The organism is Burkholderia sp. MS389 (assembly GCF_016899425.1).
Classification (GTDB): domain Bacteria; phylum Pseudomonadota; class Gammaproteobacteria; order Burkholderiales; family Burkholderiaceae; genus Burkholderia; species Burkholderia sola.
On record NZ_CP045995.1, the window covers coordinates 1,369,505 to 1,382,277 of the forward strand.

Genomic DNA, 12,773 nt, shown 5'->3' on the forward strand with positions numbered 1-12,773 from the left:
TGCTTCCACCCCACGCCCCGATGCCCGAGGATTTCCACTTCCTGCTGCTGCCCGGCTTCTCCGCGCTCGGCTTCATGTCCGCGGTCGAGCCGCTGCGCGTCGCGAACCGCTTTCGCACCGAGCTGTATCGCTGGCACGTGATCAGCGCGGACGGCGCGCCCGTCGCCGCGAGCAACGGCATTCCGGTCGCCGCCGAAGCCGCGTGCGCGGACGTCCCGCAGGTCGATACGGTGTTCGTCGTCGCCGGCTTCGATCCGCTCGTGTGCTACACGCGCACGCTCGGCGACTGGCTGCGCCGCCAGCACCGGCACGGCGCCACGCTCGGCGGCATCGATACGGGCAGCTTCGTGCTCGCGGAGGCCGGGCTGTTCGACGCGTCGCAATCGCTCACGCTGCACTGGGAAGCGCTGGCCGCGTTCCGCGAGCGCTATCCCGGCCTGAACGCGACGCAGGAGCTGTTCGAGATCGACGACCGGCGCATCACGTGCGCGGGCGGCACCGCGTCGATCGACATGATGCTCGACCTGATCGGCCGCCGGCACGGCGCCGATCTCGCGGCCGCAATCTCCGAGCAGTTCGTCGTCAGCCGCATCCGGCAGCGCTCGGACAGCCAGCGGCTCGAGATCGCCGCGCGCTACGGCGTGCACAACCGCAAGCTGATCCAGGTGATCGGCACGATGCAGCGGCACATGGAGAACCCGCTCGGCTCCGACGCGCTCGCGCAGGAGGTGTCGATCACGCGGCGCCAGCTCGAACGGCTGTTCAGCGCGACGCTGAACGACACGCCGACGCACTTCTACCTGAACCTGCGCCTCGATCGCGCACGCGAACTGCTGCAGCAGACCGACATGAGCATCACGTCGGTGTGCGTCGCGTGCGGCTTCGAATCGCCGTCGCATTTCTCGCGCACCTATCGCGCACGATTCGGAATGAGCCCGCGCAGCGACCGGCGGGCGACGCGCTGATCGTCTCGGCTTTTGATCACAATCCGGCGCGGTATTGCGCGTTCCGGCGGCGTTTCCGTCCGTTCGCTGAACAATGTCGGCAACTGGTCGACGAACCGAAGCGGTCGTCGAAAATAATCTGGAATGTCGTTGAAAATATTCTGTAACATACCAAAAAAAGTTAGATAGGCAGCCTAACGATACGCCTGCTTCATCTCGCGCGCGTCGTGCCACGCAGGCTGCCCACCGATATCACGATCGATCCGAGGGGTATGACATGACGATGCTCGATTCGCCGTCGCCGCACCTGCCTGCCGTTCGCTTCTTCTCCGCTTCGCCTGCCCGCTTCTTTTCGACCTGACATTTAGAGCTCCTTAGTCAGTCGACATTCCCACACCGCTTCGCCGCACCGGTCCCATCGAACCGGCGCGCGGGCCGTGTCGTGCCTGCTCGCCACGAGCGCGCGGGCGTGTCCAACCGTTGAGATGAGGATCACGTATGCAGACATCACGCAAAGCATTGCCGCTCGCCCTGGGTCTCGTGCTCGGTTTCGGCATCGTCGGCGGCACCCAGGCCGATACGAAAGTGCCGAATCCGCAGGCCGCGAGCCTGCGCGAAAGCCTGACGCGCGGCGTCGCGCCGCCGGCCGCGAAGGCCGACACGGCCGCCGGGCAATTCCGCGCGGACGGCGTCGCCGTCACGCTGTACAACCCGGCCTATCGCGTCAAGAAAGCTGCCGCGACGCCCGCCGCCACCGCGCGCGACTTCGTCGCGTCGCAGGCGGCGCAGCTCGGGCTCGACGCGGCCGCGCTCGCGAGCCTCGTCGTCACGTCGGAGCGCAACGACGCCGACTTCACCGTCGTGCGCCTGCAGCAGCAGGCCGCCGGGCTGCCCGTGTACGGCAGCGACATCGCGGTGACCGTCGCGAAGGACGGCCGCATCCTGTACGTCGCGAGCAACACGATCAACGGCGTGGTCGCGACGACGCGCAAGTCGCAGGCCGTCGACCAGCAGCAGGCGCTCGACCGCGCCCGCGCGTATCTCGGCGTGAGCGGCTTCACGCATCTCGACGCGCAGCTCGTCGCGTTCGTCGACAAGGCCGGCACGCACGCCGCGTGGAAGGTGCGCGGCCGTCCGCAGGACGGCCCGAAAGGCGACTGGGAACTGCTGATCGACTCGGCAAGCGGCGAAGTGCTGCGCGCGGAGGACAAGGCGTTCTACGCGACCGACGGCACCGGCTTCGTGTTCCGCCCCGATCCGCTGTCGCCGACGAAAAGCAGCTACGGCAGCACCGGCTACAAGGACAGCAACGACGCCGATTCGACGCAGCTCGCGGCCGCGCGCGTGCGCGTGACGCTGAAGGATCTCGCGCAGTCGGGCACGCGCTACACGCTGACGGGCCCGTACGCGTCGTGCATCGATTTCGATGCGCCGCTCGACAAGGCCTGCCCGTCGCAGTCCACGCCCGCGTTCGAGTTCACGCGCGGCAACCTGTATTTCGAGGCCGTGAACGTGTACTACCACATCGACACGTTCCTGCGCTACGTGAACCAGACGCTCGGCATCAAGGCGCTGCCGTACCAGTACACGGGCGGCGTGCAGTACGACCCGCACGGCGAATCGGGCGACGACAACTCGTCGTATTCGTCGAGCAGCGGCCGGCTGACGTTCGGGCAAGGCGGCGTCGACGACGCGGAAGACGCGGACGTCGTGATCCACGAACTCGGCCACGGCATCCACGACTGGGTCACCAACGGCGGCCTGTCGCAACAGGAAGGCTTGTCGGAAGGCACCGGCGACTATCTCGCCGCCGCGTACAGCCGCGACTTCAACCAGTGGAGCCCGTCGGATGCGCAGTATCACTGGGTCTACAACTGGGACGGTCACAACGAGTTCTGGGGCGGCCGCGTGACCAACTGGAACGTCGGGCGCACCTACGCGCAGGCGCGCGGCGCGGAGATCCACACGGCCGGCCAGTACTGGGCGTCGTGCAACCTCGTCGCGCGCGACGCGATCGGCGCGCAGGCGATGGACAAGGCGTTCCTGAAGGGGCTGTCGATGACCAACAGCTCGACCAACCAGAAGGCCGCCGCGCAGGCCGTGCTGACGGCTGCCTCCGCGCTCGGCTACAGCAGCGCGCAGCTCACCGCGATCGGCAACGCGTACAACAAGAGCTGCACGTACGGCGTGACCGTTCCGCAGAAGTCGTAATACCGCCGCAGGCGGGCGCGCGTCGCACGACCTGCGGCGCGCTCCCTTCATCGACATCGCCATCCTCACGAGATCGAACATGCCCACTCTGACACCAACCCGCCTGAGCGCCGCGCTGGGCGGCATGCTGCTGAGCGCCGCCGCGCACGCGACACCCGTCTGGATCACGCTCGGCGACACCGCGTTCCGCCAGCTTCAACGCATCGATGCGTCCGCAACCGCGCGGTACAGCACGACCGTCGACGCCGGCAAGGCGGCCGACGGCGCCGCGCGCCGCGAAACCGTTCACGTCGTCGAGATCGACGATGCCCGGCTCGGCGAGCTGGCCCACGCCGTCCACCACACGCGCGGCCACGGGCCCGGCTACGTCGTGCACGATTCGTTCGACGACGCGCGGCAGGCGCTGCAGCCGTTACCGGCGACGCTCGCGAAACAGGCCGCCGCCCCCGCGTACACGGTGTCCAACGTGCCGCAGATCGGCACGTGGGTCCAGCAACTGCAAGCGAGCAACATCGTCGGCACGATCACGTCGCTGTCCGGCTTCACGAACCGCTACTACACGACGTCGCACGGCGTCGCCGCGTCCGACTGGCTCGCGCTGCAGTGGAAGCAGCTGGCGGGCTCACGCGCCGACATCACCGTCGAACAGTTCGCGCACACGGGCTTTCCGCAGAAATCCGTGATCCTGACGATCCGCGGCAGCGATCCGGCCGCGGGCACGGTCGTGCTCGGCGGCCACCTCGATTCGACCGTCGGCCGCACGACGGAGAACTCGCGCTCGCCCGGCGCCGACGACGACGCGTCGGGCATCGCCAGCCTGACCGAGGCGCTGCGCGTGCTGCTCGCGAACAACTACAGGCCGAAACGGACCATCAAGTTCGTCGGGTATGCGGCCGAGGAAGCCGGCCTGCTCGGCTCGAAGGCGATCGCGAAGCAGTTCCGCACGCAGAATGCGAACGTGGTCGGCGTGCTGCAGCTCGACATGACGAACTACAAGGGCGATCCGAAGGACATCTACCTGATCACCGACTACACGAACGCCGCGCAGAACACCTATGTGAAGAACCTGGCGGCGACCTACCTGCCGGAGCTCGCGATCGGCACGTCGCAGTGCGGCTATGCGTGCTCGGATCATGCGTCGTGGAATGCGCAGGGGTACCCGGCATCGTTCCCGTTCGAAGCCGACCAGAACGACAGCCCATACATCCACACGGTGAACGACACGCTGGAAAACTCGGATCGACAGGCGAACCATGCGCTGAAGTTCGGCAAGCTCGCGCTCGCCTATGCGGTCGATCTCGGCGGCATTGCCGGCGCGACGATCAAGCGCTGAGCGTGCGTTGCCGAGCGGCTCTCGCGTTCGGCAACGACACGGGCGCCCGTCTGCTTCTGGGGGCGCCCGTTCGAATGCGTTGTCTCGGTCCGGCTAGAATCGTCGTTCGACCACTCGCCACACGCTTGCCCACCATGACCGAACCCATCCGCTCCATCGACGACCTGTCGCCCGCCCGCGTCACGACCGCCTTCGACCTGCCTGGCCATACGACCGTCCGCTCGCTCGGCGTCGCCCAAGGCATCGTCGTGCGCTCGCGCTCGATCGTCGGCTCGTTCGGCGCGTCGCTGCAGACGATCTTCGGCGGCAACATCACACTCTATACGTCGCTGTGCGAGAAGGCGCGCGAGCAGGCGTTCGACAAGATGCTCGCCGACGCGCGCAAGCTCGGCGCGAACGCGATCGTCGCGATGCGCTACGACTCGACCGAGATCGGCGCGGGCGTGACCGAAGTCATCTGCTACGGCACGGCCGTGCGCGTGACGCAGGATGCATGACGCGTGATGCGCGTCATGCGTCGCGTTCGAGCGACTTCATGCTCGTGAGCTGCGGAAAGAGCCGCATCCATGCGAGCGCGACGGCGATCGTCGCCGCGCCGCCGACGACGATCGCGGCCGGCGCGCCCCACCACGCAGCCGTCACGCCCGATTCGAATTCGCCGAGCTGGTTCGACGTGCCGATGAACAGCGAGTTGACCGCGCTCACGCGGCCGAGCATGTCGTCCGGCGTGCGCAGTTGCACGAGCGACAGTCGCACGACGACGCTGATCACGTCCGATGCGCCGAGCGCGGCCAGCGCCACGAGCGACAACGCGAAGTGCCGCGACAATCCGAACACGATCGTCGCGATGCCGAACGCGATCACGCCGCCGAACATCGCGCGGCCCGGCCGCCCCTTCAACGGGAAACGCGTGAGCCACAGCGTGCCCGCGAGCGCGCCGACCGCCGGCGCCGCGCGCAATGCGCCGAGCCCCCACGGGCCGACCTGCAGGATGTCGCGCGCGTAGATCGGCAGCAGCGCGGTCGCGCCGCCGAACAGCACCGCGAACAGGTCGAGCGACAGCGCGCCGAGGATCGCCGGCTCGCGCCGGATGAACGCGATGCCCGAAAACACCGAGCGCAGCGTGACCGGCTCGCGCGCCGGCGGCGCGGTACGCAGCGGAATCGTGCCGCTCAGCATCGCCGCGATCGCGAAGGCCGCGACGCTCGTGCCGAACGCGACGGGCGCGCCGACACCGTAGAGCAGCCCGCCGAACGCGGGCCCGAGAATCTGCGCGGCCTGGTTCGCGGACGTCGACAGCGCGGTCGCGCGCGGCAGGTCGGTGCGCGGCACGACGGCCGGCAACAAAGACGACACCGACGGCGACTCGAACGCGCGCGCCGTGCCGACGATCGCCGCGAGCGCATACACGGCCGGCGCGGCCAGCCACCCTTGCACCCCGCCGATCAGGAACACGCCGGCGGCCAGCGCCTCGACGCTCTGGCAGATCGTCGCGATGCGCCGGCGGTCGTAGCGGTCGGCCACCTGCCCGACGACGAGCGTCAGCGCGAACATCGGCACGAACTGCGCGAGGCCGACGAGACCGAGCGCGAACGCGCTGTGCGTGAGCGCGTACACATACCAGCCGATTGCGACCGACAGGATCTGGAAAGCCAGGGAAGACATCACGCGCGTGCCCCAGAAACGCTGGAACGGTGCGTGGCGGAACAGATTGGCGGGTAACGGGGATAAAGGACGGGAATCGGGCACGGGGGTGGTCATCGGGATCTCGGCGGTTGGCGCTGCGCACCGCAACCGTTCGGGAAACGACGACACACGCGAGTGCGTGCGCGCGGCGACGGTGCGGACGCGGCCAAACCGCGATGATATGCCAACCACGAAAAACCGGCCGGCAGTCGGCCGCGCGCCCGATGAAGCCGGCGCATCGCACAAAAAAAAGCGCGAACCGTGGTTCGCGCCAAAGAGAGACCTCGCTGAAGACGTCACATCATCCTGCCACGCCGCTTAGAACGAATGCCGCATCCCGATCCGCACGTCGGCCTGCGTCTGCGTCGTCGACGGCGTGAAGCTGTAGCCGATCACCGCATCGACGCCCTGCGACGCACGCAGGTAATCGCCGGAGATGTAGATGTCGGTGCGCTTCGACAGCAGGTAGTGCAGGCCGGCCGTGCCCTGGTTCCAGTGATGGCCTTCGAAGCGCGTGTGCTGGTAGCCCGCGATGAAGCTCAGCGCCGGCGTGAACTGGTACAGGCCGCCGCCTTCGTACACCTGCATGTGCGACGACTGGCCGAAGCCCTTGATCGTCGTGTACGAGTAGTTCGCGTCGAGCGTCAGCTTGCCGATCGTGTAGCTGGTGCCGATGCCGAACGTGCCCTGGCTGTCGACGTCCATCGCGGTGTTCGAGAACAGGTCGGTGCGGGCGCCGGTCGCCGGATCGACGGTGACGGTCTGCTGGCCGAGGAACGTATGCGTGCCGATCATCGCGTACGGGTCGAACGCGTAGATGCCGTTCGGGTTGTTCAGGCGCGTGTACGCGGCGCCGATCGAGAAGTCGCCCTTCGTGAAGCTCGCGCCCGCGCTCCAGGCGCTGTTGCGATGGAAGTTGCCCGCGACGTTGCCGAACGAATACATCGCGCCGAACTTGAAGCCGCTCAGGTCGTTCGACAGGAACTTCACCGAGTTCGGCAGGCGGTCGCCGTTGAAGCGGTCGAAGTCGCCCTGGTGGATCGCATAGCCGCTGCCCCACGCCGAGATGTTGTAGATCGACACGAGTTCGTTCGTGATGTCGAGCTGGTTGCCGAACGACAGCGTGCCCCAGTCGTTCTGCAGGCCGACATACGCCTGCCGGCCGAATTCCGCGCCGCCGAAGCCGAGTTGCCCGTTGCCGAGGTGGAAGCCGCTCTCGAGCGTGAACACGGCCTTCAGGCCGCCGCCCAGGTCTTCGGTGCCCTTGAGGCCGAAGCGGTTTCCGTAGGCGATGCCGTCGTCGAACTTGACCACGTGCGAGCCGCCCGTGTTGTTCACGTACGTGATGCCCGCGTCGAGAATCCCGTACAGCGTCACGCTGCTCTGCGCATGCCCGATGGCGGGAATACAGGCCGCGCATGCAAGCGCGGCGGCTACGGCGACTTTCTTTTGCTTCATTGTCGACCACCCTCCCTGAACCGTTCGATGGAAAGAACCGTGGCCTGGCGCGTGCCGCAATACGCCGGCTGATTCGAATTCGGTACGTCTGCTGGCTCCGCTATTTCGTTTTCCGCAATAACGCAGCCATTGGCGAAAAATACAAACCCATATTTCCGGTCACCCGTCTGAAGGCGACACTAAATGGTCACGATGCGACGGGTCGGGAAAACACGTAGACGGGCGGCACGGCAAAAACCGGCCGCCAGGAGGAAGGCAATCAGCGGCCGTCGAGGGCCGCGCGCACGGCCGGCAGGCCCGGTGCGCCGGTCGCCGTCGTCACGCCGTCGAGCCAGCCGGCGAGCAGCGCGGGCTCGGCCTTCAGCGCATGCTGCGCCGCGAGCGCGGGAGACGTCTTGTGGTCGAGCATGTCGGCGATCATCCGGTTCTCGACGTCGACGGAGAACGTCATCTGCCGGAACAGCCGCGCGAGGTTCGTGCACTGGCCGGCGAACCCGGCACGCGTGACCGTGTTGACCGTCGCACCGCCGTAGTTCGGTCCAAAGTACGCATCGCCGCCCGACAGATACGTCAGATGAAACTTCGTGTTCATCAGATGCGGTTCCCACGCGAGAAACACGATCCAGCGCTTGTCGCGCACCGCGCGCTCGACCTGCGTGAGCATGCCCGTCTCGCTCGATTCGACGAGCGACCAGTTCGCGGACCCCAGCGCGTGGTCGGACAGCATCCGCTTGATGTTCTGGTTCGCGGGCGCGCCGGGCTCGATCCCGTAGATCTTGCCGCCGAAGCGGTCCGCGTAGCGCGCGAGATCGGCGAACGTGTGCACGCCGGCCGCGGCCACATAGTCGGGCACCGCGAGCGTGAACTTCGCGCCGCTCAGGTTCGCGTGCAGCACGTCGATCGATTTCTCGTCGACGAACGGCTTCACGAGCGGCGCCTGCGCGGGCATCCAGTTGCCGAGGAACACGTCGACCTGCCCTTTCTTCAACCCCTGGTACGTGATCGGCACCGACAGGTTCGCGACGTCCTGCCGGTAGCCGAGCGCCTTCAGCACGACGCCCGCCATCGCGTTCGTCGCGTCGATGTCGGTCCAGCCGGGCGCCGCCATCTTCACGTCGCCGCAGGTCTGCGGATCGGCGGCGGACGCAGGCTGCGTCGCCGCCACGCACGCGGCGGCGGCGAACGCCGCGCCGATCCTTCGGAATGCTGCATTGCGTTGCCGTTTCATGGTTCGCTTCCTCCGTCGTTCTTCAATGATCGCTGCGGGACGTTCAACGCCCGACGCGCGGAAAACGCGCCATCGCTTCGAGCGTATCGAGTTCGATGTGATTGCGCATGTAGCGCTGGCTCGCGTCGGTGAACGGCTGCCAGTCCCACGCGTGGATGCGGCCCTGCGTCGTCGCCGCGTAATGGAAGCGCCGGCGTCGCTGGCTCGCGCGCACCTGCCGGTCCAGCTCGGGCAGGTTCCAGCGCTGCGCGGCCTCCGCGCGGAACGCGGCGAGCACGTCGGCGGCTTCCGGCTGCCCGGCCAGGTTCGTCAGCTCGCGCGGGTCGTCCGACAGGTGGTAGAGCTGGTCGGGATCGGCCGGGCAATGCACATATTTCCAGTCGCCGCGCCGAATCATCACCACCGGCGCGAGCGCGCCTTCCGCGAGGTATTCGCCGAGCGCGACGTCGTGCGCGGGCGTGCCCTGCAGGTGCGGCACGAGGCTCGCGCCATCGACCGGGTCCGGCCAGCCGCCGGCCGGCGCCGCGCCGGCCAGATCGACGAGCGTCGGCAGCAGGTCGACGTGCGACACGGGCCCGCGCACGCGCGCGGCGCCGAAGCGGCCCGGCGCATGCACGATCAGCGGCACGCGGCAGCCGCCCTCGAAAAACGTCATCTTGTACCAGAGCCCGCGCTCGCCGAGCATGTCGCCGTGGTCGGACGTGACGATCACGATCGTGTCGTCGGCGAACCCGCATTGCTCGAGCGCGGCCAGCACGCTGCCGAACTGCGTGTCCACGTACGACGTCGCGCCGTAATATGCGCGGCGCGCGGCGCGGATCTGCGCGTCGGTCGGCGGCGTGCGGTCGTTTTCGCAGACGAAGCGCAGCCGCTGCGAATGCGGATCGCTTTCGGCCGCATCGAGCCGCACGGCCGGCATGTCGATTTCTTCGTCGCCGTACAGATCCCAGTATTCGCGCGTGATCGCATACGGGTCGTGCGGATGGGTCAACGACACGACCATGCAGAACGGCCGCGCATCGTGCCCGGCCGCGCGTTCGCGCGCGACGTCGTACAGCTTCTGCTTCGCGGCGAACGTCACTTCGTCGTCGAAGTCGAGCTGATTCGTGCGCACGCAGGGGCCCGCATCGAGCACCGAGCTCATGTTGTGATACCAGCTCGGCCGCTCCGTCGGGCTGTCCCAGTTCGGCACCCAGCCGAAATCGGCCGGATAGATGTCGGTCGTGAGTCGCTCCTCGAAGCCGTGCAACTGATCGGGCCCGCAGAAATGCATCTTGCCGGACAGCATCGTCCGGTAGCCGCCCGCGCGCAGGTAATGCGCGAACGTCAGCGTTTGCGCCGGCAATTCGGCGGCGTTATCGTAGGCGCCGATGCCCGACGGCAGCTTGCCGGTCAGCAGCGAGAAGCGCGACGGCGCGCACAGCGGGCTCGCGCAGTACGCGGCGTCGAACACCACGCCTTCGGCGGCGAGCCGGTCGAGCGTCGGCGTGCGGGCGACGCGGTTGCCGTACGCGGGCAGCGCGAACGGCGTGAGCTGGTCGGCCATCAGGATCAGGATGTTGGGTGTCGGGTTCGTCATCGGCGATCGTGGGGAAAGCGGTGTTCGAATGGAACGGCGCGCCGCTTTGGCAGCGAGACGTCCGGCATGACGGAGGCGATCCGCAGAAACCGCCGCGCGCGGGGGCCGCGCTGGCTAGAATCGCGGAATGCGTGGCGCGCTGGCGCATGAAGCGCATCTGCCGCACCGTCCGCTGCACTATCGCCCGCCCGAATTCGCGCGGGTAGGCGTCCGGCCCTTATGGGGCCATTAGAGGGACTTATGTCGAAATCCGAACCGTTACCGTCGATGCAGGCGCTGCGCGCGTTCGAATCGGCCGCCCGGCTCGCGAGCTTCACGGCCGCCGCGCGCGAGCTCGGCTCGACGCAGCCGGCCGTGAGCCAGCAGGTGTTCCAGCTCGAAGCCGAACTCGGCGTGCCGCTGTTCGAACGCAGCCCGCGCGGCGTCACGCTGACGGCCGACGGCCAGTGCCTGTACGAAGCCGTGCGGCTGAGCCTCGACACGCTGCGCGGCGCGACCGCGACGCTGCGTGCGCGCCGCGAGCACGGCGCGCTCACGATCGTCACCGATTTCGGTTTCGCGACCTACTGGCTGATGCCGCGCCTGGCCGGGCTGAAGCACGTGATGCCGGACGTCGACGTGCGCGTCGTCACGTCACAGGATTACGACGCGCAGCGCGACCATGGCGACATCGCGATCCTGTTCGGCGACGGCCACTGGCCGTCGTGCACGGCCGCGCGGCTGTTTCCGGAATCCGTCACGCCGGTCTGCTCGCCCGCGTTCCGCGACGCGCACCCGGACGTCGCGCGGGCCGACCATTTGCTTGCGCTGCCGCTGCTGCACGTGCAGCCGACGCGCCCCGAGCGCTGGCTGTCGTGGTCGGGCTGGTTCGACGCGCACGGGCTCGAACCGCCGGCCGCCGCGCGCGGCGTGACCTTCAACAGCTATGCGCTCGTGATCCATGCGGCACTGCTCGGCGAAGGCGTCGCGCTCGGCTGGGCGCCGCTCGTCGACGAACTCGTCGCGTCCGGCCAGCTCGTGAAGCTGGTCGACGCGCCCGTCGTCACGTCGCGCGGCTACTTCCTGGTGCGCCCGCCGCAGCGGCCCGAGCCGGACGCGACCCACGTGTTCCGGCGCTGGCTGCTCGACGCGTGCGCGGCGGCCTGACGCGGCGCGCCCGCCCCGTTTCCGTCCCCCTTCCCCGCTCCCGGGCCCGCGCCCGCTGGCGCGCCGATACCAGCCACACGGCGCGTTGGTTCTATCCGCCCCGGAATCGTCCTGATTTACTTGAGCCTCCCGCTACCCGCGCGGCGCGGCGCTGTCGTGCGCCGTCGCGCGGCCGTGCGCCCCACGCCATCCGAGGAGTCTCATGACCGCCGAGCACCGCCCCGATCAATTCGTCCTGACACTGTCGTGCCCGAGCGCGGCCGGTCAGGTCGCCGCCGTCGTCGGCTTTCTCGATCGCCATCGCTGCTACGTCGATGCGCTGAACGTGTTCGACGACGATCTCAGCAACCGCTTCTTCGTGCGCTGCGTCTTTCATCCGACGGATGAGACGTTGCAGATCGACGCGCTGCGTCAGGAATTCGGGCCGATCGCGGCCGGACTCGGCGGCCGCGACGGCGACATCCAGTGGGCGATCCACGACGTCAATGCGCGGCCGAAGGTGCTGATCATGGTGTCGAAGCTCGAGCACTGCCTCGCGGATCTGCTGTTCCGCTGGCGGATGGGCGAGCTGAAGATGGACATCGTCGGCATCGTGTCGAACCACCCCGACTTCGAGCCGCTCGCCGTGCAGCACGGGCTGCCGTTCCGGCACTTCCCGATCACGGCCGACACCAAGGCGCAGCAGGAAGCGCAATGGCTCGACTTCTTCGAATCGAGCGGCGCCGAGCTCGTGATCCTCGCACGCTACATGCAGGTGCTGTCGCAGGAGACGAGCGCGAAGCTCGCGAACCGCGCGATCAACATCCATCACTCGTTCCTGCCCGGCTTCAAGGGCGCGAAGCCGTATCACCAGGCCCATGCGCGCGGCGTGAAGCTGATCGGCGCGACCGCGCACTTCGTCACCGACGATCTCGACGAAGGCCCGATCATCGAGCAGGTCGTCGAGCGCGTCGATCATGCGCTGCGACCGGAGCAACTGCTCGCGGTGGGGCGCGACGTCGAAAGCCTCACGCTCGCGCGCGCGGTGAAGGCGTTCATCGAGCGGCGGGTGTTTTTGAATGGCGACCGGACGGTGGTATTTCCGTAAGCGGATCGCAGCTGCGCTCGAACGCGGCGTCAACGAACAAGGCCCGACCGGCGTGTAACCGGTCGGGCCTTTTTTGTCGTCGCGCTGCGCCGGCGCTTCGC

General features: G+C 68.0%; 10 protein-coding genes. 6 read left to right on the forward strand and 4 right to left on the reverse strand.

Features of this window, described 5'->3' with window-relative positions:
- The first annotated feature begins 20 nt into the window (after positions 1–20).
- From GJG85_RS22550 to GJG85_RS22565, 4 genes are all read left to right on the forward strand, one after another.
- A complete protein-coding gene (locus tag GJG85_RS22550; protein WP_050012313.1) occupies positions 21–965 on the forward strand; it encodes a GlxA family transcriptional regulator in 945 nt (314 codons plus the stop codon).
- A gap of 477 nt (positions 966–1,442) precedes the next feature.
- Positions 1,443–3,155: a M36 family metallopeptidase gene (locus tag GJG85_RS22555; RefSeq protein WP_204384434.1), complete on the forward strand. Its 1,713-nt coding sequence runs from the start codon at positions 1,443–1,445 to the stop codon at positions 3,153–3,155.
- 79 nt (positions 3,156–3,234) lie between these two features.
- Positions 3,235–4,488, forward strand: a complete 1,254-nt coding sequence (locus GJG85_RS22560) for a M20/M25/M40 family metallo-hydrolase (RefSeq protein ID WP_050012311.1) — start codon at positions 3,235–3,237, stop codon at positions 4,486–4,488.
- Positions 4,489–4,622: 134 nt separating this feature from the next.
- Positions 4,623–4,985: a YbjQ family protein gene (locus GJG85_RS22565; protein WP_050012310.1), complete on the forward strand. Its 363-nt coding sequence runs from the start codon at positions 4,623–4,625 to the stop codon at positions 4,983–4,985.
- 13 nt (positions 4,986–4,998) lie between these two features.
- On the opposite strand, the gene GJG85_RS22570 is transcribed toward GJG85_RS22565, so the two are convergent.
- The 4 genes from GJG85_RS22570 to betC all read right to left on the reverse strand — a co-directional run bounded on the left by GJG85_RS22570 (position 4,999) and on the right by betC (position 10,439).
- The gene (locus GJG85_RS22570) at positions 4,999–6,249 is read right to left on the reverse strand and encodes an MFS transporter (protein ID WP_089489632.1); all 1,251 of its coding nucleotides are present in this window, start codon (positions 6,247–6,249) and stop codon (positions 4,999–5,001) included.
- A gap of 243 nt (positions 6,250–6,492) precedes the next feature.
- The gene (locus GJG85_RS22575; protein ID WP_050012308.1) at positions 6,493–7,632 is read right to left on the reverse strand and encodes a porin; all 1,140 of its coding nucleotides are present in this window, start codon (positions 7,630–7,632) and stop codon (positions 6,493–6,495) included.
- Between the two features lie 259 nt (positions 7,633–7,891).
- The gene (gene choX / locus GJG85_RS22580) at positions 7,892–8,860 is read right to left on the reverse strand and encodes a choline ABC transporter substrate-binding protein (RefSeq protein WP_089489633.1); all 969 of its coding nucleotides are present in this window, start codon (positions 8,858–8,860) and stop codon (positions 7,892–7,894) included.
- A 43-nt stretch (positions 8,861–8,903) separates the two neighbouring features.
- Positions 8,904–10,439: a choline-sulfatase gene (gene betC / locus GJG85_RS22585; RefSeq protein WP_050012306.1), complete on the reverse strand. Its 1,536-nt coding sequence runs from the start codon at positions 10,437–10,439 to the stop codon at positions 8,904–8,906.
- 240 nt (positions 10,440–10,679) lie between these two features.
- Here betC and GJG85_RS22590 point away from each other — a divergent pair, with 240 nt between their 5' ends.
- Positions 10,680–11,585 carry a LysR family transcriptional regulator gene (locus GJG85_RS22590; RefSeq protein WP_050012305.1) on the forward strand — a complete coding sequence of 302 codons (906 nt, stop codon included), beginning with the start codon at positions 10,680–10,682 and terminating at the stop codon, positions 11,583–11,585.
- A gap of 202 nt (positions 11,586–11,787) precedes the next feature.
- Positions 11,788–12,672 carry a formyltetrahydrofolate deformylase gene (gene purU / locus GJG85_RS22595; protein WP_050012304.1) on the forward strand — a complete coding sequence of 295 codons (885 nt, stop codon included), beginning with the start codon at positions 11,788–11,790 and terminating at the stop codon, positions 12,670–12,672.
- Positions 12,673–12,773 lie beyond the last annotated feature (101 nt).